The organism is Pinisolibacter aquiterrae (assembly GCF_019160155.1).
Taxonomy (GTDB): domain Bacteria; phylum Pseudomonadota; class Alphaproteobacteria; order Rhizobiales; family Ancalomicrobiaceae; genus Pinisolibacter; species Pinisolibacter aquiterrae.
Genome location: NZ_JAFNIH010000023.1, coordinates 124,041 through 143,299 on the forward strand (window position 1 = coordinate 124,041; position 19,259 = coordinate 143,299).

The window sequence follows — 19,259 nt, forward strand, 5'->3', positions numbered from 1 at the left end:
CCGAAGCGGCCCCCGCACCGCCCCGCCGCCGCCAGCCGCGACGAAACGTCGTCGCAGCCATGTCTCATTCGTTCGTTTCAATCGATCAGATCGGACTGGAATCGCGGGCCGCCTTCTGACATGGTGCCGCACTGCAAAACGACCCCCGGTCGGGGTCGTGACGGAGACCACCGATGACCGAAGCTTCTCGCGGTTCGACGTCTGGAGAAATCATGACCGAGACGGTTCGTCGCCCCGCCATCGTGCGCACCATCGCCGACCTGCGCGCGCGGGTCGCCCGCTGGCGCGCGGCCGGTGAGACGGTCGCGCTGGTGCCGACCATGGGGGCGCTGCACGACGGCCACCTGTCGCTGGTCGCGGACGGTTTCCGTCGCGCCGATCACGTGGTGGTGTCGATCTTCGTCAATCCGACCCAGTTCGCCCCGCACGAGGATTTCCAGACCTATCCGCGCACCGAGGGGCCGGACGTCGAGAAGCTCGCCGGCCTCGGCACCGATCTCGTCTTCGCGCCCAGCGCGCTCGAGATGTATCCGCTCGGCAATGCGACGCGGCTCGAGATGGCCGGCCCCGCCGTCGGCCTCGAGAGCGATTTCCGCCCGCATTTCTTCGGCGGCGTCGCCACCGTCGTCGCCAAGCTCCTGATCGCCTGCGGTCCGGATTTCGCGATCTTCGGCGAGAAGGACTACCAGCAGCTCGCGGTCGTCCGTCAGATGGTGAGCGATCTCGCGCTGCCGGTGACCATCGTCGGCGCCACCACGGTGCGCGAGACCGACGGGCTCGCGCTCTCCTCGCGCAACGCCTATCTCTCCGCCGAGGAGCGGGCGATCGCGCCGACGCTCTTCGCCGAGATGAGCCGGGTGGCCGAGGTGGCCCACGCCAAGGGCGACGTGACGGCGGCCTGCGCGGCGGCTGGCGCCGCCCTGCTCGCGGCCGGGTTCCGCCAGATCGACTATGTCGCCGTGCGCAACGCCGTGACGCTGGCGGCGCCTTCCGGCGAGGCGGGAGAGCCCTTGCGCGTCCTCGTCGCCGCCTGGCTCGGCAAGACCCGCCTGATCGACAACATGGCGGCCTGATCCGCGCTCACGCGCGGTGTGAGACGGCGGGCGGATCGCCCGCCGCATCTCGTTTCAGCGGCTGATGCTGCCGCCGATGCGGAAGCCGGAGAACGGGGCTCCGGAGACGGTGACCGCCGTGTCGCCCTTCTTCCATTTCACGCCGCCCTCGAAGGAGCGGCGCCATTGATCCTCGCCGTCCTTCGGCGCGGCGGCGCTCGGCAGCGTGCCCTTGGGGCGCAGCGGCCCCTCGAGGACGACGGGCGCCTCGGCGCTTCCCGGCGCCGGCGGCGCGGTCTCCGCCGTCCCCTCCCCCACCGAGGCTTCCGCGCCCTCGCCCGCCGACGGCGGCGCGGCCGCGGCGCCATCGGGCGCGAGCGCCTCGTCGTCGGCGACGGCCGGGGCGCCCTCGTCGGCGCCGGGTGGGGTCAGGCTCGACCACGGATCGTCCTGCGGCGCGGCCGTGTCCGAACCGGCGACCGCCGGACCGGCGGCGAGGGTGAGGGCCAGCGCGACGACGGGAAGGAGCGGGATGCGGATTTCCGTGAGCAACGGCGGTTCTCCTGATGGGACCGGGGTGATCGCCAGGCGGGGCGCGATCCGCGCGTTCAGCGGCCGGGCGTGACGCGCGCGTTGCCGGTGGTCACGTCGAAGCCGACCGAGCCGGACACCGAGAGCGAGGTGCCGCCGTCGCTCCAGACGCGCTTGCCGTCGGGCGTCGTGGTCCATCCCTTTTTGGCGGCGTCGGGTTTGCGGGCCGGCGCGCGGGCGCAGCCGCCGGGGCCGGCGAAGGCCGAATCGACCGCGCCCGAGCCGGTCCCGGGGCGACAGGGCTCTGCCGCCACGGCGGCGGAGGCCGTTCCGACCGTGACCAGCAGTGCGACCGCCGCGATCCTGGTTCCCATGCGCATGACCCGTCTCCCGAGTGAACCGCCGCATCGATGCCAGGGGATCGTGGCTTCCTTCGGGCGGATCACAACAGACCGAGGCCGGCCAGTTCGCGCAGGAACTCGACCGGCAGGTCGCGCGTGCCCTCGCCGAGGAGATCGCGCGGGGCGACCGCCGGATCGAGATAGCGCCAGCCCTGAAACGGGCGGTAGGGCCGCGCCTCGACTTCCACCAGATCGCCGGACAGCACGATGTCGCAATGGCCGACGCCGGCCTCGTCCTTGACGGCGCGCAGATCGAGGATGGTCTCGCGGACGCGGATCTGACCCTTGATCACCCAATAGAGCGAGCCACCGGCGAGGATCTCCTCGACCCGTTTCGGCATCATGCGGGTGCGATGGACGTGTTCGGGCACGAGACCGCGCCGCTTCTTCTCGGCCAGCGTCGCCGCGACCCAATGGGCGAGGTCCTCGATGCCGTCGCAACCGACGCAGAGTTTGATCAGATGGAGCGCCATGGCCGTCCGTGGGTGCCGGGAGGGCGAGACTAACCCGCCCTCCCCGAGGCCGCCACTCTCGCGGCGGCGCGATCCACCGCTTCTCGCTCAGCCCTCGATCTCGTCCTGGGCGACGATCGCGGTCTCGGCATCGGCGCCGGCCTTCCAGGCGCGATAGGCCGGCAGGGCGAGAAGCGCGTCGATCCAGGCGCGGGTCGTCGCCGTCACCGGCCAACCGTAGCCGTCGAGGCGCAGCGCCACCGGGGCATACATGGCGTCGGCGGCGGAGAATTCGCCGTAGAGGAAGGGGCCGGCGGCGCCGAAACGGGCCCGCGCCTCGGCGATCAGCGCCTCGATCCGGGCGACGTCGGCGGCCGCCGCCTCTCCGCCCCAGTTCCTCCAGGGGAAGGAGCGGCGCAGGTTCATCGGGCAGGCCGAGCGCAGCGCCTGGAAACCGGCGTGCATCTCGTTGGAGACGGCGCGGGCATGGGCACGGGCGACCGGATCCCTCGGCCAGATCGGCACCTCGGGATGCTTCTCCGCCAGGGTCTCGATGATCGCCAGCGTCTCCCAGACGCGGATCTCGCCGTCGATCAGGCAGGGCACCCGCCCCGACGGCGACCATTTCAGAATGTCGGCCTTGAAATCGGGCGCGGCGAGATCGATCGTGATCTCCTCGAAGGGAAGACCGAACCGGGTGGCGACCAGCCACGGGCGCAGCGACCAGGACGAATAGCGCTTGTTGGCGATCACCAGTTTCGGTGTGGACATCGGAAGTCTCTCCTCGTTCGACCGGCGCCACGTTGGCACCCCGGTTCGCCCGACGTCCAACCGATTTTCCTGACGGGGGTCTTCAACGCGATTGATCGGCCGGCGACCGCCGCCGATCGGCGCGGACGAGCCCGAGCCCCGTTTTCAAACCGCGACTTTCGGAGTAGTTCTCGCCGATGACCGACTTCACCTTTCTCGACGTCGGCGCCTGCCTCTGGTTCGTCGCCGCGTGGCTCGGCTTCGGCGTCTTCGTCGACAAGATGCGCATCGCCGGGCCGTCGCTGACCCAATTGATGGATCGCGAGCGGCGTGCCTGGATGGCGGTTCTGCTCAAGCGCGACAATCGCATCGTCGATTCGGCGATCATGTCGAGCCTGCAGAACGGCACTGCCTTCTTCGCCTCGGCCTCGATGATCGCGCTGGGCGGCGCCTTCACCCTGCTCAACCAGACCGATCGGATGGTGACGATCTTCTCGGATCTGCCGTTCCACGTCGCGACCGGGCGGGGGATGCTCGAGACCAAGATCGTCGGCCTCGTCGCGATCTACGGCTACGCCTTCTTCAAGTTCGGTTGGTCCTACCGGCTCTTCAACTATTCGGCGATCCTGATCGGCGCGATCCCGCTCGCCAAGGAGGCGGAGACGACCGAGGCCTGGGCGGCGGCACGCCGCGCCGCCGAGATGCAGATCGACGCCGGCCACCATTTCCATTGGGGCCTCAGGTCGCTGTTCTTCTCGATCGGCTTCTTCGGCTGGTTCGTGAACGCCTGGGTGTTCATGATCGCCACGACGGTGGTGGTCGCGGTCCTGTCGCGGCGGCAGTATCTGTCGCGGGCGCGCGCCGCGCTGATCGCCTCCGGCGTCGAGCCGGATCAGGGGGCGGGGTAGAGCGCCGAGGAGCGGCCGAGGAGCCGATAGGCGAGAAGCCCGCTCCATTCCCGCGCGGCGACGTCGAAGAGATGGAGCCGGCGGCCGGGCGAGGCGGTCGGCGCGGCCCGGCGCACCGTCTCGCCGAGGCTCGGCGCGGCGACGATGCCGTCCCAGCCGGCGGCACGGAAGGCGCCGATCGAACGCGGCATGTGCCAGGAGGGCGTCACCAGGAGCCAGCGCGCGCCGGGGCGCGGCTCGATCATCCGGTGAGAGAAGACGGCGTTTTCCCAGGTGGTGCGGGCGCGACGCTCGAGGACGAAGCGGCCGGCGTCGATGCCGGCGGCGCCGACGGCGCGGGCCATGGTCGCGGCCTCGGAGAGATCGACGCCGTCGGCCTCGATCGAGCCGGTGCCGGAAAAGACGATGGGAATCCCGGGATGACGCCGGGCGAGGCGAATGGTCGTCTCGAGCGCCTCGATGCCCATCAGCGCCTTGGCCTGTCCGGTCGCCGGCTCGGTGGCGCCGTCGATCATGCCGCCGATCAGGACGATGCCCTCGGGCGCGGGCGCATCGGCGGCGAGCGGGGGAAAGCGGGTCTCGAGCGGTTCGGCGATCCAGCGCCAGGCGGGCGTCAACCCGATCACCGCATAGGCGACCACCGCGAGACCGAGCAGCGCGCGGCCGAGCCCGCGCAAGAGGGCGAGCCGGTCGGGCAGGACCGAGGCGGCGAGGCCGACGACGAGCGCCAGCAGGATGAGCGTCGAGGGGTAGGCGAGAAGGCCGAGGACCTTGCCGAGGGTGAAGGGCATCGCCGCTCTCCTTCATGCCCGGGGCGCCGCCCGGGCGGGCCTGGGCCGGGACGTCGCGTCCAGATGCGCGAAGGGCCTCTTTCGAGGCCCTTCGTTCGATCGTCCGGTCGCTCAGGCGACGTCGGTGGTGGCGTTCACGATCTTGCCGACGAGGCCGTAGACGATCGCCTCGTCCGGGCCCATCCAGTAGTCGCGGTCGGTGTCCTTCTCGACTCGGGCCAGCGGTTGGCCGGTGGCGACGGCGAACATCTGATTGAGGCGGTCGCGCATCTTGATGATCTCGCGCGCCTGGATCTCGATGTCGGTGGCCGGGCCGCCGGCGCCGCCGGACGGCTGGTGCAGCAGGAAGCGGGTGTTGGGCAGGCAGAAGCGCCGCTCGACCGGAACCGAGATGTAGATCAGCGCGCCGGCCGAGGCGACCCAGCCGACACCGATCATGTTCACCGGGGCGGGCACGAAACGGATCATGTCGTGGATCATGTCACCCGATTCGACGTGGCCGCCGGGCGAGCAGACGATCACGTTGATCGGGTCCTTCGACACGTGCGACAGCGCCAGCAGACGCGCGGTGACGTCGCGGGCGAGTTCCTGGGTGATGGTGCCGGTGATCAGGACCGTGCGGGCGTCGAAGAGGTGCTTGTCGACCGGGACCGACTGCGGCGTCTTGGTCTTCTCCTCCTCCTCTTCCTCTTCGTCGAGGCGGGTGTACCAGTAGGTCTTGGGGGTCTTGATCATGGCGGGTCCGAACGAGAACGAGGGACATGGGTTGTTCCAAGATGTAGTGCCCCGGCGCCGACCTGTCGAGGCCGCATCGGCCGGCGCCGGCGCCTTGGTGAACGCTCCGCCCGTCGCCACCGTGGCCGGAGGCGGCGGATCGTGCTGAAATGAGACCGTCGAGGCGCGGGAGGGGCGGATATGGGTGACTTCTCGATGGTGCGGGCGATCGAGCTGGTTCTGCGCACCTGGCCCTTCACGGTGTTGCGGCTGATCGTCTACGGGGCGATCACGGCCGGGCTGATCGTCGCGGTCTCGGTCGGCGCCGGGCTCGGCTGGGGCATCGGCCACGTCGGCGGCGCCGATTTTCGTCAGACCGCCACCCTCTGGGGCGGGGTGATCGGCTTCGGCCTCACCTTCGCCGCGCTGTGGTCGTTCCGCGAATATCTCCTCTATCTCCTCACCGCCGGTCACGTCGCGGCGATGACGCTCGCCGCCGAGGCGCGCGATCTGCCGGGCGGGCGGGCGCAGATCGCCTTCGCGCTGGCGGAGGTGAAGGCGCGATTCGGCGAGATCCATCTCCTCTTCGTGCTCGATCAGGCGGTGAAGGGGGCGGTCGGCGCGGTGACCGGCCTCCTCGACGGGATCGGCCGGATGACCGGGCTCGTCGGCCTGCAAGGACCGATGCGGCTCGTCGGCGCGGTGCTGCGGCTCTCCACCACCTTCCTCGACGAGTTGGTCCTCGCCCGCGAAATCCGCCTGCGCTCGCAGGACCCGTGGACGACGGCGCGGGAGGGGGTGGTGCTCTATGCGCAGAACGCGCCGATGGTGCTGAAGAACGCGGTGTGGCTCACCGCGCTGCGCTGGATCGGCGCCGGGATCGTGTTCGTGCTCGCGGCCGCGCCGGCGGCGGCGGCGGTGTGGATCGTGCCGGGGCCGACCACCGGCTGGGCGCTGATGGTGTCGCTGGCGCTGGCGATCGGACTGCAACGGGCGCTGATCGATCCGTTCTGCATCGCCTGCCTGATGCAGGTGTGGGAGCGGCGGATCGAGGGACAGACGCCGGATCCGGTCTGGGACGCCCGCCTCGCCGAGGTCTCGCGGCCCTTCCGCGAGCTGATCGAACGGGCGCGGTCGGCGTTCACCTCGAAGACCACGTGACGCGCCGCCCCGTCGCGGCTTCACCGGCCGAAGCAGATCTTCTCGAAAGTGGCGAGCGGCGTCGCGATCCCCTTCAGCGGCGGGCGGTCGGCCAGCGGGATCTCGCGTGGCGGGCCGTCGCCCACGGTGACGACCAGCGGACCCGAGGCCTTCAGCACCGGCAGCAGGCGGCCGGCGAGTGCGTTGCGGGCGGGGCCCTCGATGTCGTCGTCATGGGAGAACGAGGGCGCATTCGACATGGGATCGGGCGAGATCGAGCCCGTCACCGCGAAGGTCGCGCCACCGGCGCCGAGCGTCAGGCGGACGCCGTCGGCGGACCCGTTCAACCCGGGCAGGCCGATCGCATAGAGCCCGAAACTCTCGGCGTCGCGCAGGCAGGCGATGGTGAGGAGGCGCGGCCCGCCGGCGCGGTCGGTCGCGACCAGGAAGGCGCGTTTGCGCGGATCGGTGCGGACCGACCAGCCGGCAGGGTCGCCGTCGTCGGCGACGGCAGCCGGGGCCGGCAGGGTCGCGGCGAGAAGGAGCAGCAGGGCGATGCGGTGGCGACGAGGGACCATGACACTCTCCACGATCACGGGAGACCGGGCGGAGGACAGCCTCCGTCCGTCCCCCGATTTCACCACGATCGCGCGCCGAAGGCGATGATCTTCCGGCCGGCGAACGTCACGGCGCCGCGAACGGCTCAGGCGGTGCGTTCGAAGATCTGGCGGCCGATCAGCATGCGGCGGATCTCGCTGGTGCCGGCGCCGATCTCGTAGAGCTTGGCGTCGCGCAGGAGGCGGCCGGTCGGGCTCTCGTTGACGTAGCCCATGCCGCCGAGGAGCTGGATCGCGTCGAGCGCCGCCTTGGTGGCGCGTTCGGCGGCGAAGAGGATGGCGCCGGCGGAATCCTCGCGCGTCGTCAGGCCGCGATCGCAGGCCTTGGCGACCGCGTAGACATAAGCGCGGGCCGCGTTGAGTTCGACATACATGTCCGCGACCTTGGCCTGGACCAATTGGAAGGTGCCGATCGGCTGGCCGAACTGCTTGCGCTCGTGGACGTAGGGGATGACCACGTCGAGGGCGGCCTGGGCGAGGCCGAGCGGGCCGGCGGCGAGCACGGCGCGCTCGTAGTCGAGGCCGGACATCAACACGGCGACGCCCTTGTTCACGACGCCGACGACGTTCTCCTCGGGCACCTCGCAGTCGGTGAAGACCAGTTCGCCGGTCTCCGAGCCGCGCATGCCGAGCTTGTCGAGCTTCTGGGCGACCGAGAAGCCGGGGAAGGACTTCTCCACCAGGAAGGCGGTGATGCCCTTGGGGCCCGCGCTCGGGTCGGTCTTGGCGTAGACGATCAGCGTATCGGCGGAGGGGCCGTTGGTGATCCAGAGCTTGGTGCCGTTGAGGACGTATCGATCGCCCTTCTTCTCGGCCTTGAGCTTCATCGAGACGACGTCGGAGCCGGCGCCGGGCTCGGACATGGCGAGCGCGCCGAGGTGCTCGCCGGAGATGAGCTTGCCGAGATAGCGGGTCTTCTGCGCAGCGGTGCCCCAGCGGCGGAGCTGGTTGACGCAGAGGTTCGAGTGGGCGCCGTAGGAGAGGCCGATCGAGCCGGAGGCGCGGGAGACCTCCTCGAGCGCAATGCAATGCTCGAGATAGCCGAGGCCGGAACCGCCCCACTCCTCCTCGACGGTGATGCCGTGGAGGCCGAGCGCCCCCATCTCGGGCCACAGCTCGCGCGGGAACCAGTCCTCGCGATCGATCCGGTCGGCGATCGGCGCGATACGATCGGAGGCGAAGTTGCGGACGGTGTCGCGCAGCATCTCGGCGGTCTCGCCGAGGCCGAAGTCGAAGACGGGACCGCTGTTCGGAATCATGGACGTGTCTCCCCGGAGCCGGACCCTCTGACGGGGTCTCGGGTTCGACGCACATTATCGAACGGTCGTTTGTTTGTTGTCAATGAGACGGAAGAAGGGACGGTAGTCGAGTCGACCGACAAACGCCCTCGTCCCTATTTCGACGCGGCGCACGACCGAGAATGCCGTCGATCGGGGGCGAGTTTCGACCACATGGTCCGACGTCGGAGGTGTCGAGCGCGGGCTGGCACGACGACTGTTCCCTGCCCGCGTTCATCGGATCGCGGTTCATCGTCTCGCGACCCTCGGCGCGGCGACGCCGGCCACGCTGCCGCAGATGTCCATCGACGGTCGTCCACATCCACATGGAAATAAAGGTCGGTCGAATCCTGCCGACTCACGCGGCGCGCGAACCGAAACTCGAGAGGGCGAAAGAGGTATCTGTCGTGGCGTCAGCCGCCGTTCGTCGCCCAGTCTCGAAACGCTTCCAGAAGTGAGCGGAGCCGGAGGGGGCCACCCGCGCCACGGAACACGTTGCCGTCCGTCCAGCACGTCCACCAGCCCGTCTCATGCTCGTAATTGTGCGTGATCCGCTCGAGAGTCCGGCCATCACAATCAGTCCCCGTGAGATCGATCTCCAGCGACCAACCGGGATTGTCGAGGGTACCGATCGACGGGCCGAAACCATGTTCCCAATCTCCGTCACATTGGCTTTCGTACCAGCGCGCGAACCAATCCAGAACGTCCATCGAGCACAGCCTTCCGAACCGCACACGGGTGAACAGACCGATCGCTCCCGCCGAATGACACGTCTCGCGTTCACGCGTTCGCAATCCGGCCAGAGATCTCGCGCCTCACGCCAGCCCGTACCACCAGGTCGCGAAGCCGAGCACGGCGAAGAAGCCGACGCAGTCGGTGACGGTCGTCACGAAGACGCCGGAGATCACCGCGGGATCGCCGCCGACCTTCTCGATCACAAGGGGAATGCCGACCCCGGCGAGACCGGCGGCGATCAGATTGGCGACCATGGCGCCGCCGACCACCAGCCCCAGCTGCCACTCGCGATACCAGCCCCAGACCGAAAGGCCGACGATGACCGCGAAGGCGAAGCCGTTGAGGAAGGCGACCATCACCTCGCGATTGATGAAGCGCGACAGATTGAGGCTGCCGACCTCGCGGGTGGCGAGCGCGCGCACCGCGACCGTCATGGTCTGCGTCGCGGCGACTCCGCCCTGCCCCGCCACCACCGGCGCCAGCGCCGCGAGCGCGACGATCTTGGCGATCGTGTTCTCGAAGAGGCCGATCACCGAGGCCGCCAGGAAGGCCGTCAGCAGGTTGACGAAGAGCCACAGGAAGCGGTTGCGGGTGGTGTACCAGACCGTATCGGAGATCTCTTCGTCGCCGACGCCGGCCAGCGCGCGCATGTCCTCTTCCGCCTCTTCCTCGACCACGTCGACCACGTCGTCGGCGGTGACGACGCCGGCGAGGCGATCGGCGGCGTCGACGATCGGCAGCGAGATCAGATTGTAGCGGGCGAACTGGCGGGCGACGTCCTCGCGGTCGTCGTCGACCCGGGCGGTGATGCGATCCTGGTCGACGATGTCGCCGATCGGGGTCAGGCGCTTGGTGCGCAGCACCTTGTCGAGTGCCACCGTGCCGAGCAGCTTGAAGGTCGGGTCGACGACGTGGATCTCGTAGAAATCGTCGGGCAGATCCTCGGTCTCGCGGCAATAGTCGATCACCTGCCCGACGGTCCAGGTCGGCGGCACGGCGATGAACTCCGTCTGCATCAGACGGCCGGCGGATTCCTCGGGATAGTCGAGCGAGCGGACGAGGCCGACGCGTTCGGCGACCGGAATCTTGTCGAGAATCGCGTCGCGATCGTCGACGTCGAGGTCCTCGAGAATATAGACCGCGTCGTCCGAATCGAGGTCGCGCACGCCCTCGACGACGGTCTCGTGCGGCAGGTCCTCGATCAGCTGGACGCGGACGGTCTCGTCGAGTTCGACCAGCGCGGAGAAGTCGAAATCCTCGCCCATCAGGCGGACGAGTTCGGGGCGCTCGCCGACGTCGAGGGCGCCGATCAGTTCGGCGAGGTCGGATTCGTGCAGGTCGGCGGCGAGATCGTGGAGGCGATCGGCGTCTTCCGCCGCGATCGCGTCGGCGACCGCCTCGCGGAATTCGCGGGTGAGATCGCCGTCCTCGTCACGCAGCTCCGGCGACGGGGGCGGCGCCTCGGCGGCGGGCGGCGGCGCGGGCGCGGGATCGCGCGGCGACACCTCGTCCGGCGACGAGGGACGCGGCGACGGAGAGGGCGTCGACGGGGGCGCGCCGGCCGGGGCGGCAGGCGACAGGTCTTCGTCGGTCATGCTCCCCTCTCGCGTTTCGTCGACGGCATCGCATGCGATCCGATCTAGCCTCGGACGCCTCCGCATGCCAGCGAAAAAGGGCGGCGGTGGGTCGCGATCGGACGATGCACCCGAGCGTGGTGCGCCCGTTCGCGACGGCGCCGCCGCGCCACGCCCGTGGCGGCCGCGCAACACCGCGCGGGATCGCCACGGAACCGCCACTTCCGGGGCTCAGACTGTGACTTCATTAACGCGGCGTTGAGAAAATCGGCGCTAGCGTGGTTAATGAGATCTTGCGCGACGGAACGCGCGGCGGCATCCGATCCTCATTCTCAGGAAGATCGGTCCCGCGCGGCGAGACGCCCGAGACCCGATGGCGGTGCCGAGGTCCTCGCTGGCCCGGCCGCCGGATCGTCGTTGCTGTCGTTTCGCCCGGGATGGGCGATCCTTGCGGAGAGCATCATGCGTCGTGCGCTCGAGCGGACCGTGTCCGTCATCATCGGTGGCTCCCTTCTCGGCGGGGTGGCGGTCGCCGGCCTCGCGGCGGCACAGGACGGTGCTCCCCTCCAGCTCGGAACGCCGCCGGCCGCGGTGATGCCGCGCCCGGTCGCCACGACGACGCCGCAGAAACTGCCGATCGCGCAACCGACCCCGGCCGCCCGACCCGCGACCGCCAAGCCCGCGGCGGCGGCGACCGCCAAGACCGCCCCGAAGCCCGCGACCAAGACCGCGAACGGCGCGCCGATGCCGCCGGCCAAGGGCGTGGCCCCGGTCAAGACCGCCAAGGCGACGAAGCCGGCCACGCCGGCCACGCCGGGCGGGTCGCAGGAGGAGCGCCGCGCCGCGCGGATCGCCTCGATGACCGGACAGGCGACGCCGCCGCGTCACGACCACGTCTTCGAGGCGCCGAAGCCGGCGGCCTGCGCGAATCCGAGCGCCATCGGCGTGTCGCGCGTCATGCAGGTCGATACCACCGGCGGCTATTACGTCGGCACCACCTATCACACCCGCCTGCCGCTGGAGCCGAAGGAGGTCGTCCTGACCTTCGACGACGGCCCGATGGCGGGCCGCACCGATCGCGTGCTCAAGGCGCTCGACGAGGAATGCACCAAGGCGACCTTCTTCGTGGTCGGGCAAATGGCCAAGGCCTATCCGGAGACGCTGCGCAAGACCGCCGCCGCCGGCCACACCATCGCCTATCACACCATGACCCATCCGCTGGGTCTGTCGAAGTGGCCGCTCCCCAAGGCGCAGGACAACGTTCGCCAGGGCTGGCAGACGGTCGATCAGATCCTCTACGGCCAGACCCTCGATCATCCGGCGACGCCGTTCTTTCGCTATCCCGGCCTCTTCAACTCGCGCGCCCTCAACGATTGGTTCAACGGGCTCGACATGGGCGTGTGGACCATCGACGCCGCCGGCAACGACTGGCTCAAGGGCTACATCACCATGGCCGACGGCCCCAACGTGATGAACGAGGCCCTGAAGGAGCTCGAGGCGCGCCAGGGCGGCATCCTGCTGCTGCACGACATCAAGGACAGCTCCTCGTCGATCGTCGGGCCGCTGCTCAAGGAACTGAAGGCGCGCGGCTTCCGCATCGTCCAGGTGGTGCCGAAGACGGCCCCGCCGAAGCTCGTCCAGGGGCCGATCAAGGGCGTGATGCCGACCGTCGCGGAGACCACCGCGCCGCTTCCCGAGCGCAGCGTCGAGAATTTCGACGCCGCCCGCCAGCTCGCCCAGATGGGCGTCGGCAAGACCGGCAAGACCTCGACCGCGCCGCTGCCGGCCTATGATCCGGCCACCGCCAAGGCCTCCGCCCAGGCGCGCCCCCAGCCGGTGCTGATCCCGATCGGCACCTCCGGCGCGGCGCCCGCCGCCGCGCTTCCCGCCGCCGCCCGCTCGGAGCCGGTCGCCGAACCGGAGACCACCGGCTCGATCGCGCCGCGCGTCGCGGCCAAGAACGATGGGTGGTTCTCCGCCACCGCCTCCTCGTTCCGAGGGCTCGGCGGCGCGCTCGGCCTGTGGTGAGAGCGCGACCGCCACAAGATTACCGACGCCGCCGGTCCGAGGGGACCGGCGGCGTTCGTCTTTCTTCTCGCCATTTCGGGCCGATCATGACCCTGCCTTCGCCGCGTCCGCTCGCTCTCGCCTTCGCGTTGATCGCCGCCGCCCTCGGCGCCGCGCCGGGCCGCGCCGCCACCTGCCCGCGTCCGGGCACGCTCGGGGTCGAACGCGAGATGCCGATCGCGGTCGGGCCGGCCGGCCTCTTCGTCGGCACCAAGAGCTATCCCGAGACCCTGCCGCTCGGCGACCACGAGATCGTGCTCACCTTCGACGACGGCCCGGCCGGCAAGACCACCGACGCGGTGCTCGCCGCGCTCCAGGCGGAGTGCGTGCACGCGACCTTCTTCGTCGTCGGGCGGATGGCGGCGGCCCATCCCGACCAATTGCGGCGGATGGCGGCGGCCGGGCACACGATCGGCCATCATTCGATGACCCATCCGATCATGACCGGAATCCCGTTCGAGCGCGGACGGGCGGACATCGTGGCGGGCTGGTCGACGGTCGACCGGATCCTCGGCGGGCACGCCGGCGGGCGGCCGGCGACGCCGTTCTTCCGCTATCCCGGCTTCGCGGCGACCGCGCCGCTCGACGCGATGCTGGTCGACGACCGGGTGGCGGTGTTCGGCGCCGACTTCTGGGGCTCGGACTGGAACCCCTCGACGCCGGAGGCGCTGCTCGCCCGGGTGATGGCACGCATCGAGGCGCGCGGCAGCGGCATCCTGCTGCTGCACGACACCCATGCCCACACCGCCGCCATGGTGCCGGCCCTCCTGAAGGCGCTGAAGGCCGGCGGCTGGCGGGTGGTGCATCTGGTGCCGGCGGAGCGGCGGGCGGACCAGTGAGGCGGGCTGGTCGGTGGAAGACGATCCCCCGGCCGGTCCACCCCGAGATCACGGCGATTGCCGCCCCGCCTCCCGCGACGCGGTGTCGTCCGTCGTCAACGACGGTATTGGCACTTCTTGAAGATCCCGTAGGCGGGATCCCGTCCGAAGGTCTGGTTGTCGCACTTGATGCCGTCGTTGACGGTCACGATCACCCAGCGGCCCTCGACGCCGTAGCGGACCTGGGCGAGCCCACGGAAGCCGCAGAATTCGTGCTCGCTCGCGCAGGTCTGCCATCGGCCCTGCCCGCTCGGCGGCGGCGGCGGCGGCGGACCGCCCCAACCGTTTCCACCGTCGCGACGAGCGAGGTAGTAGCAGCTCTTGACGACCCCGTAGAGCGGGTCGCCGAAGACGCCGTTGTTGCAGCCGATCCCGCGATCGGCGCGCCGCTCGGTGAAGGTGCCACGCGAGCCGTATCTCACCACCGTCGGGTAGGGCGTGCGGCAGTAGCCGCCTTCCTCGGCGCAGCGAACCCATTCTCCCCGCCCCTGCGCGAAGGCCGTTCCACCTCCCGCGAGCGCGCACAAGACCATCGCCGCAGCGAGCCGTCCGATCATCCCGAACTCTCCCCCGTCCCGGGAGACGAACTGCTCGTCTCCGCCGAACACGAGCATAGACGACCTCACATTTTTCATACAAGGCGCGACGGTCGCGCGCCGAGCCGTGGCGCGATGCACGGCGCCCAAAAAGAAAATCGGCCCGGAACCCAGAGGGTGCCGAGCCGATTTTTCTTTTCTCCGATGGTGCGGCCGAATGGACTCGAACCATCACACCTTTCAGTACTAGCACCTCAAGCTAGCGCGTCTACCAATTCCGCCACGGCCGCGACCGGAGAAAGCTTCGAAGGACGAGCCGTCCTCGCGAAGTGGCGATCGTGTACCCCATCGGATTCCCGGGATCAAGCACCACGGAGCGAAAATCTGTGAGGAATTTCGTGTGGGGCTCCGTCAGACCCGGCGAACGTTGTCGCGCGGGCGGAAGCCGGGCGAGCGAAACAGCACCTCGGTGATGGTGATGCCGATGCGATCGCCGCGCAGGACGACCTGGCCGGAGGCGACGGGAATATTGTTGGCGAGAATCTGGACGTCGTCGTTCTCGTGGGCGTCGAGTTCGATCACGGCGCCGCGACCCATGCGCAGGACCTGATGGATCGGGACCTGCGTCGTTCCCAGCACCACCGAAATGTCCACACCGATGTTGTCGAACGGAGTCATATGGTGTTCTCCTGGGTCCCGGCCTCGCCGAGCGTCGGGCAGAGAGTGGCAGAACGTTGGTTAGCGAATGGTAAACGAGCCGTCCCGAAACGACATGGAGCCCGGCTCCGGATCGCCTCTCGCCGAGACCTCTCCGACACCCCGTCCGGACCGCGACCACGTCCTCGGCGGCGGTCTCTTCGCCCGGCCCGATTCGCCGCCGGTGGAATGGGTGATCGCCGAGGGACTGACGCCCTACGACGCCGCCGTCGCCGAGATGGAGGCCCGCGTCGCCGCCATCGCCGAGGGGCGCGCGGCGGAGCGGGTGTGGCTGGTCGAGCACCCTCCCCTCTATACCGCCGGCACCAGCGCCCATGACGAGGATCTGCTCCAGCCGGACCGATTCCCCGTGTTCCGCACCGGGCGCGGCGGCGAATTCACCTATCACGGGCCGGGCCAGCGGGTCGCCTATGTGATGCTCGACCTCAACCGGCGCCGGCCGGATCTGCGCGCCTTCGTGGCGGCGCTCGAGGAATGGGTCATCGCCACGCTGTGGGAGCACCATGTGCGCGGCGAACGGCGCGAGGACCGGGTCGGGGTCTGGGTGCGCCGGCCGGAGAAGCCGGAGATCGCGCCCGGCGTCGGTGCCGAGGACAAGATCGCGGCGATCGGCATCCGCGTGCGCAAATGGGTGACGTTCCACGGCATCGCGCTCAACGTCGAGCCGGACCTCTCCCATTTCGGCGGGATCGTGCCCTGCGGCATCCGCGGCTACGGGGTGACGTCGCTGGTCGATCTCGGCCTGCCGGTCACCATGACCGACGTCGACGTGGTGTTGCGGCGCTGTTTCGAGCGGGTGTTCGGGCCGACCGTCTCGGTCGCCGCGAGCGGCGTCGCGCCGATGTGAGCCGCCGGCACGAGCGGGTCTCGGACCCCGGCGACCTCAGGCGCCGGGGCGGATGAGAAAGCCAGGCGCGGGGGCCTCGGTCTCCTCGAAGCGCTCCAGGACCTCGACACGGGCATGGGCGGGGCCTCGGCGGCAATGGCCGATCATTTCGTCGACCTTGTGGGCCGGACCGTGGAACATCGCCTCGACGGTGCCGTCGCCGAGGTTCCTGACCCAACCGGAGAGGTTCAACTCCCGGGCGCGCCGCTCCGTCCAGGCGCGGAAACCGACCCCCTGAACACGGCCCGAGACGACGACCCTGATCGTCTGCACGTATCCCCTCCTTCCGAGAACGGGGGTGCGGGCGGGCCCGCTCCCATCGCATGTCAGCGACATCCAACCACCTGTTCCAACTCGCCTATTTCGCTACGTCACCGATGACGCGGCAATCGGCGCGCGCGGTCCTTCATTGATAGACAAGTCGGACGCCGTTGCGCCAGCCGTGGAAACCCTGAGACGGAGAGATGTTCGCAGACCGCGCGGGGTCACGCCGCGACGCCGAGCGCGAGGCCCAGTCGCTCGACGGTCTCGACCACCGAAGCGACGCCGGCGGCGGCGAGTTCGCCCGGCGCGCCGTAGCCCCAGGCGACGCCGAGGGTGGCGACACCGGCGGCGCGGGCGCCGTGGGCGTCGTGTTCGCGGTCGCCGACCATGACGGCGTCGGCCGGATCGATCGCCTCGGTGGCGAGGATCCAGGGGACGAGGTCGGTCTTGTGGACCCGCGTCCCGTCGAGCTCCGAGCCGTGGATGGCGGCGAAGCGGCGATCGAGGCCGAAGTGCTCGAGGATGCGGGCGGCGAAGACGCGCGGCTTGGAGGTGGCGAGCACCAGACGGCGGCCGTCGGCGACGAGCGCGTCGAGCAGTTCCGGAATGCCGGGATAGACCTCGTTCTCGTAGAGGCCGACGACGCCGTAGCGGGCGCGATAGGCGGCGACGCCCGCCTCCGCGCGGACACGGTCGCCGTCGAGGAGACGGGCGAAGGCATCGATCAGCGGCGGACCGATGCACCAGTCCAAATCGAAATCGGGCGCCAAGGGGCGCCCGAGCTCGGCCATCGCGTGGCGGATCGACGTGGTGATGCCGACGCGGGGGTCGGTCAAGGTCCCGTCGAGATCGAACAGAACGGTGGCGATCCGCGTCGGGAGCGCCACCGGGAGGAGCGCCGCGGCGCTCATTCGAACTCGATGATGACGGCGTCGACGGCGAGGCTGTCGCCGGCCTTGGCCTTGATGCTCTTGACCTTGCAGTCGCGTTCGGCGCGCAGCACGTTCTGCATCTTCATCGCCTCGACCACGGCCAGCGTCGAGCCGGCCTTGATCTCCTCGCCCTCGGCGACGTCGATCGAGATGACGAGGCCGGGCATCGGGCAGAGCAGGTACTTGGAGGTGTCCGGCGGCGCCTTGATCGGCATCAGCTTGTCGAGCTGGGCCGTGAAGGGCAGCAGAACCTTCACCACGGAGGTGGCACCGCGATAGCGCAGCTCGACGCCGTTCAGCACCGGGCGCACCTGCATGGTGACCTCGCGCTCGCCGACCATGCCGGTCCACAGGAGCTCGCCCTGCTGATAGCGGGTGGAGATGGCGACCGGCTCGACGTCGCCGGGGAAGAGCGCATCGATCTCGAGCGGAACGCCGACGAAGCCCGATGGCACCTTCACGTCGACGTAGTCGCCGCCGACCTTGACGACCCAATCCTCGCGCAGCTCGCCGGAATGGGGCCGCAGACGGCCGGGCAGATTGTCGAGGCGATCCTTGCGCTGGATCTCGATCGACAGGGCCACGGCGGCGAGCAGCTTCATGTCCTCGACCTGGGGCACGTTGCCGTGGAAGCCGTCGGGATATTCCTCCTTGATGAAGCCGGTCGAGAGCTTGCCGGACTTCCAGCGCTCATGGCCCATCAGCGAGGCGAGGAAGGGGATGTTGTGCTGGATGCCGTCGATCACGAAGGCGTCGAGCGCGTCGGCCTGGGCCTCGATCGCCTGAGCGCGGGTCGGGGCGTGGGTGACGAGCTTGGCGATCATCGGATCGTAGAACATCGAGATCTCGCCACCCTCGGTGACGCCGGTGTCGTTGCGCACCGTGATCTCGCCGTCGGAGCCCTCCTCCGGCGGCCGATAGCGGGTCAGGCGACCGATCGACGGCAGGAAGTTGCGGAAGGGATCCTCGGCGTAGATGCGGCTCTCCACCGCCCAGCCGTCGAGCTTCACGTCGGCCTGGGTGAGCGCCAGCTTCTCGCCGTAGGCGACGCGGATCATCTGCTCGACGAGGTCGACGCCGGTGATCAGCTCGGTGACGGGATGTTCGACCTGGAGACGGGTGTTCATCTCGAGGAAGTAGAAGTTCTTGTTCTGGTCGGCGACGAACTCGACGGTGCCGGCGCTGTCGTAGTCGACGGCCTTGGCGAGCGCGACGGCCTGTTCGCCCATGCGCTTGCGGGTCGCCTCGTCGAGGAGCGGCGACGGCGCCTCCTCGATGACCTTCTGGTTGCGGCGCTGGATCGAGCATTCGCGCTCGCCGAGATAGATCACGTTGCCGTGCTTGTCGCCGAGGACTTGGATCTCGATGTGGCGCGGGTCGACGATGAACTTCTCGACGAAGACGCGGTCGTCGCCGAAGGAGGCGGCCGCCTCGTTCTTCGACAGGACGAAGCCCTCGCGGCACTCGGCGTCGTTCCAGGCGATGCGCATGCCCTTGCCGCCGCCGCCGGCGGAGGCCTTGATCATCACCGGATAGCCGATCTCGTTGGCGATCTTGACGGCGTGCTCGGCGTCCTCGATCACCCCGAGGAAGCCGGGGACGGTCGACACATTGGCGGCGTTGGCGAACTTCTTCGACTCGATCTTGTCGCCCATCGCCTCGATGGCGCGCGGGTTCGGGCCGATGAAGACGATGCCGTTGTCCTTCAGCGCCTGACAGAAGGAGGCGCGCTCGGACAGGAACCCGTAGCCGGGATGCACCGCTTCCGCGCCGGTCGCCTTGCAGGCCTCGATGATCTTGTCGGCGAGCAGATAGGACTGAGCCGCGGCGGGCGGGCCGATGTGGACGGCCTCGTCGGCCATCTCGACGTGCACCGCATCACGATCGGCGTCGGAATAGACCGCGACGGTCTTGATGCCCATCTTGCGCGCCGTCTTGATGACGCGGCAGGCGATCTCGCCACGGTTGGCGATGAGGATCTTCTTGAACATGACGTGACACCGGCCCCGGGAGAAAAAGAGCAAGACGGGCGTGGTT

The 19,259-nt window shown here is 69.5% G+C and carries 21 protein-coding genes and 1 tRNA gene; 6 read left to right on the forward strand and 16 right to left on the reverse strand.

What is annotated here, in order from left to right:
• Positions 1–212 precede the first annotated feature (212 nt).
• Positions 213–1,073: a pantoate--beta-alanine ligase gene (gene panC / locus J3S89_RS08155; protein ID WP_217926998.1), complete on the forward strand. Its 861-nt coding sequence runs from the start codon at positions 213–215 to the stop codon at positions 1,071–1,073.
• Between the two features lie 54 nt (positions 1,074–1,127).
• Here panC and J3S89_RS08160 read toward each other — a convergent pair whose 3' ends face one another.
• The 4 genes from J3S89_RS08160 to J3S89_RS08175 form a co-directional block, all read right to left on the reverse strand.
• The gene (locus J3S89_RS08160; RefSeq protein ID WP_217926999.1) at positions 1,128–1,604 is read right to left on the reverse strand and encodes a hypothetical protein; all 477 of its coding nucleotides are present in this window, start codon (positions 1,602–1,604) and stop codon (positions 1,128–1,130) included.
• A 56-nt stretch (positions 1,605–1,660) separates the two neighbouring features.
• A complete protein-coding gene (locus J3S89_RS08165) occupies positions 1,661–1,957 on the reverse strand; it encodes a hypothetical protein (RefSeq protein ID WP_217927000.1) in 297 nt (98 codons plus the stop codon).
• Between the two features lie 68 nt (positions 1,958–2,025).
• A complete protein-coding gene (locus tag J3S89_RS08170) occupies positions 2,026–2,457 on the reverse strand; it encodes a DUF1489 family protein (protein ID WP_217927001.1) in 432 nt (143 codons plus the stop codon).
• Between the two features lie 87 nt (positions 2,458–2,544).
• Positions 2,545–3,207, reverse strand: coding sequence for a glutathione S-transferase family protein (locus J3S89_RS08175; RefSeq protein ID WP_217927002.1), 663 nt, complete (start codon positions 3,205–3,207; stop codon positions 2,545–2,547).
• 176 nt (positions 3,208–3,383) lie between these two features.
• Here J3S89_RS08175 and J3S89_RS08180 point away from each other — a divergent pair, with 176 nt between their 5' ends.
• Positions 3,384–4,094 (forward strand): DUF599 domain-containing protein, encoded by a 711-nt coding sequence (locus J3S89_RS08180; protein ID WP_217927003.1) that lies wholly within the window; start codon positions 3,384–3,386, stop codon positions 4,092–4,094.
• Here the strand turns inward: J3S89_RS08180 and J3S89_RS08185 are convergent.
• Together J3S89_RS08185 and J3S89_RS08190 are read right to left on the reverse strand one after the other, a co-directional pair.
• On the reverse strand, positions 4,079–4,885 hold the full coding sequence (locus J3S89_RS08185) for a YdcF family protein (RefSeq protein WP_217927004.1): 807 nt from the start codon (positions 4,883–4,885) through the stop codon (positions 4,079–4,081). The genes J3S89_RS08180 and J3S89_RS08185 overlap by 16 nt on opposite strands.
• Positions 4,886–4,996: 111 nt before the next feature.
• A complete protein-coding gene (locus tag J3S89_RS08190) occupies positions 4,997–5,620 on the reverse strand; it encodes an ATP-dependent Clp protease proteolytic subunit (RefSeq protein WP_217927005.1) in 624 nt (207 codons plus the stop codon).
• 180 nt (positions 5,621–5,800) lie between these two features.
• Between J3S89_RS08190 and J3S89_RS08195 the strand changes: the two genes are divergently transcribed.
• Entirely contained in the window at positions 5,801–6,760 is a 960-nt protein-coding gene (locus tag J3S89_RS08195) for a hypothetical protein (protein ID WP_217927006.1), read from the forward strand.
• Positions 6,761–6,780: 20 nt separating this feature from the next.
• On the opposite strand, the gene J3S89_RS08200 is transcribed toward J3S89_RS08195, so the two are convergent.
• The 4 genes from J3S89_RS08200 to mgtE all read right to left on the reverse strand — a co-directional run bounded on the left by J3S89_RS08200 (position 6,781) and on the right by mgtE (position 10,963).
• Entirely contained in the window at positions 6,781–7,317 is a 537-nt protein-coding gene (locus J3S89_RS08200) for a hypothetical protein (protein WP_217927007.1), read from the reverse strand.
• 125 nt (positions 7,318–7,442) lie between these two features.
• On the reverse strand, positions 7,443–8,615 hold the full coding sequence (locus J3S89_RS08205) for an isovaleryl-CoA dehydrogenase (RefSeq protein ID WP_217927008.1): 1,173 nt from the start codon (positions 8,613–8,615) through the stop codon (positions 7,443–7,445).
• Positions 8,616–9,046: 431 nt separating this feature from the next.
• Positions 9,047–9,343: an immunity 53 family protein gene (locus tag J3S89_RS08210; protein ID WP_217927009.1), complete on the reverse strand. Its 297-nt coding sequence runs from the start codon at positions 9,341–9,343 to the stop codon at positions 9,047–9,049.
• A gap of 105 nt (positions 9,344–9,448) precedes the next feature.
• On the reverse strand, positions 9,449–10,963 hold the full coding sequence (gene mgtE / locus J3S89_RS08215; RefSeq protein ID WP_217927010.1) for a magnesium transporter: 1,515 nt from the start codon (positions 10,961–10,963) through the stop codon (positions 9,449–9,451).
• Between the two features lie 441 nt (positions 10,964–11,404).
• Between mgtE and J3S89_RS08220 the strand changes: the two genes are divergently transcribed.
• Positions 11,405–12,970 carry a polysaccharide deacetylase family protein gene (locus J3S89_RS08220; protein WP_217927011.1) on the forward strand — a complete coding sequence of 522 codons (1,566 nt, stop codon included), beginning with the start codon at positions 11,405–11,407 and terminating at the stop codon, positions 12,968–12,970.
• Positions 12,971–13,056: 86 nt separating this feature from the next.
• On the forward strand, positions 13,057–13,848 hold the full coding sequence (locus tag J3S89_RS08225) for a polysaccharide deacetylase family protein (RefSeq protein ID WP_230488923.1): 792 nt from the start codon (positions 13,057–13,059) through the stop codon (positions 13,846–13,848).
• Between the two features lie 95 nt (positions 13,849–13,943).
• Here the strand turns inward: J3S89_RS08225 and J3S89_RS08230 are convergent, their stop codons facing one another.
• The 3 genes from J3S89_RS08230 to J3S89_RS08240 all read right to left on the reverse strand — a co-directional run bounded on the left by J3S89_RS08230 (position 13,944) and on the right by J3S89_RS08240 (position 15,101).
• On the reverse strand, positions 13,944–14,444 hold the full coding sequence (locus tag J3S89_RS08230; protein WP_217927012.1) for a hypothetical protein: 501 nt from the start codon (positions 14,442–14,444) through the stop codon (positions 13,944–13,946).
• Between the two features lie 184 nt (positions 14,445–14,628).
• Positions 14,629–14,713, reverse strand: a tRNA-Leu gene (locus J3S89_RS08235).
• A gap of 121 nt (positions 14,714–14,834) precedes the next feature.
• A complete protein-coding gene (locus tag J3S89_RS08240) occupies positions 14,835–15,101 on the reverse strand; it encodes a FliM/FliN family flagellar motor switch protein (RefSeq protein ID WP_217927013.1) in 267 nt (88 codons plus the stop codon).
• 94 nt (positions 15,102–15,195) lie between these two features.
• Here J3S89_RS08240 and lipB point away from each other — a divergent pair, with 94 nt between their 5' ends.
• Complete coding sequence (gene lipB / locus J3S89_RS08245; RefSeq protein WP_230488922.1) at positions 15,196–15,987, forward strand: lipoyl(octanoyl) transferase LipB; 792 nt, start codon at positions 15,196–15,198, stop codon at positions 15,985–15,987.
• Between the two features lie 36 nt (positions 15,988–16,023).
• Here lipB and J3S89_RS08250 read toward each other — a convergent pair whose 3' ends face one another.
• The 3 genes from J3S89_RS08250 to J3S89_RS08260 form a co-directional block, all read right to left on the reverse strand.
• A complete protein-coding gene (locus tag J3S89_RS08250; protein ID WP_230488921.1) occupies positions 16,024–16,299 on the reverse strand; it encodes an acylphosphatase in 276 nt (91 codons plus the stop codon).
• Positions 16,300–16,511: 212 nt separating this feature from the next.
• A complete protein-coding gene (locus tag J3S89_RS08255; RefSeq protein WP_230488920.1) occupies positions 16,512–17,201 on the reverse strand; it encodes an HAD hydrolase-like protein in 690 nt (229 codons plus the stop codon).
• On the reverse strand, positions 17,198–19,213 hold the full coding sequence (locus J3S89_RS08260) for an acetyl-CoA carboxylase biotin carboxylase subunit (protein WP_217927016.1): 2,016 nt from the start codon (positions 19,211–19,213) through the stop codon (positions 17,198–17,200). Before J3S89_RS08260 ends, J3S89_RS08255 begins: the two co-directional genes overlap by 4 nt.
• Positions 19,214–19,259 lie beyond the last annotated feature (46 nt).

What these genes read in the sequence shown, in the direction of transcription:
- J3S89_RS08255 (WP_230488920.1), bottom strand. Translation starts at nt 17,201, where the DNA reads ATGAGCGCCGCGGCGCTCCTCCCGGTGGCGCTCCCGACGCGGATCGCC.
- J3S89_RS08190 (WP_217927005.1), bottom strand. Translation starts at nt 5,620, where the DNA reads ATGATCAAGACCCCCAAGACCTACTGGTACACCCGCCTCGACGAAGAG.
- panC (WP_217926998.1), top strand. Translation starts at nt 213, where the DNA reads ATGACCGAGACGGTTCGTCGCCCCGCCATCGTGCGCACCATCGCCGAC.
- J3S89_RS08260 (WP_217927016.1), bottom strand. Translation starts at nt 19,213, where the DNA reads ATGTTCAAGAAGATCCTCATCGCCAACCGTGGCGAGATCGCCTGCCGC.
- mgtE (WP_217927010.1), bottom strand. Translation starts at nt 10,963, where the DNA reads ATGACCGACGAAGACCTGTCGCCTGCCGCCCCGGCCGGCGCGCCCCCG.
- J3S89_RS08200 (WP_217927007.1), bottom strand. Translation starts at nt 7,317, where the DNA reads ATGGTCCCTCGTCGCCACCGCATCGCCCTGCTGCTCCTTCTCGCCGCG.
- J3S89_RS08240 (WP_217927013.1), bottom strand. Translation starts at nt 15,101, where the DNA reads ATGACTCCGTTCGACAACATCGGTGTGGACATTTCGGTGGTGCTGGGA.
- J3S89_RS08180 (WP_217927003.1), top strand. Translation starts at nt 3,384, where the DNA reads ATGACCGACTTCACCTTTCTCGACGTCGGCGCCTGCCTCTGGTTCGTC.
- J3S89_RS08170 (WP_217927001.1), bottom strand. Translation starts at nt 2,457, where the DNA reads ATGGCGCTCCATCTGATCAAACTCTGCGTCGGTTGCGACGGCATCGAG.
- lipB (WP_230488922.1), top strand. Translation starts at nt 15,196, where the DNA reads ATGGAGCCCGGCTCCGGATCGCCTCTCGCCGAGACCTCTCCGACACCC.
- J3S89_RS08225 (WP_230488923.1), top strand. Translation starts at nt 13,057, where the DNA reads ATGACCCTGCCTTCGCCGCGTCCGCTCGCTCTCGCCTTCGCGTTGATC.
- J3S89_RS08210 (WP_217927009.1), bottom strand. Translation starts at nt 9,343, where the DNA reads ATGGACGTTCTGGATTGGTTCGCGCGCTGGTACGAAAGCCAATGTGAC.
- J3S89_RS08230 (WP_217927012.1), bottom strand. Translation starts at nt 14,444, where the DNA reads ATGATCGGACGGCTCGCTGCGGCGATGGTCTTGTGCGCGCTCGCGGGA.
- J3S89_RS08175 (WP_217927002.1), bottom strand. Translation starts at nt 3,207, where the DNA reads ATGTCCACACCGAAACTGGTGATCGCCAACAAGCGCTATTCGTCCTGG.
- J3S89_RS08165 (WP_217927000.1), bottom strand. Translation starts at nt 1,957, where the DNA reads ATGGGAACCAGGATCGCGGCGGTCGCACTGCTGGTCACGGTCGGAACG.
- J3S89_RS08205 (WP_217927008.1), bottom strand. Translation starts at nt 8,615, where the DNA reads ATGATTCCGAACAGCGGTCCCGTCTTCGACTTCGGCCTCGGCGAGACC.
- J3S89_RS08185 (WP_217927004.1), bottom strand. Translation starts at nt 4,885, where the DNA reads ATGCCCTTCACCCTCGGCAAGGTCCTCGGCCTTCTCGCCTACCCCTCG.
- J3S89_RS08220 (WP_217927011.1), top strand. Translation starts at nt 11,405, where the DNA reads ATGCGTCGTGCGCTCGAGCGGACCGTGTCCGTCATCATCGGTGGCTCC.
- J3S89_RS08195 (WP_217927006.1), top strand. Translation starts at nt 5,801, where the DNA reads ATGGGTGACTTCTCGATGGTGCGGGCGATCGAGCTGGTTCTGCGCACC.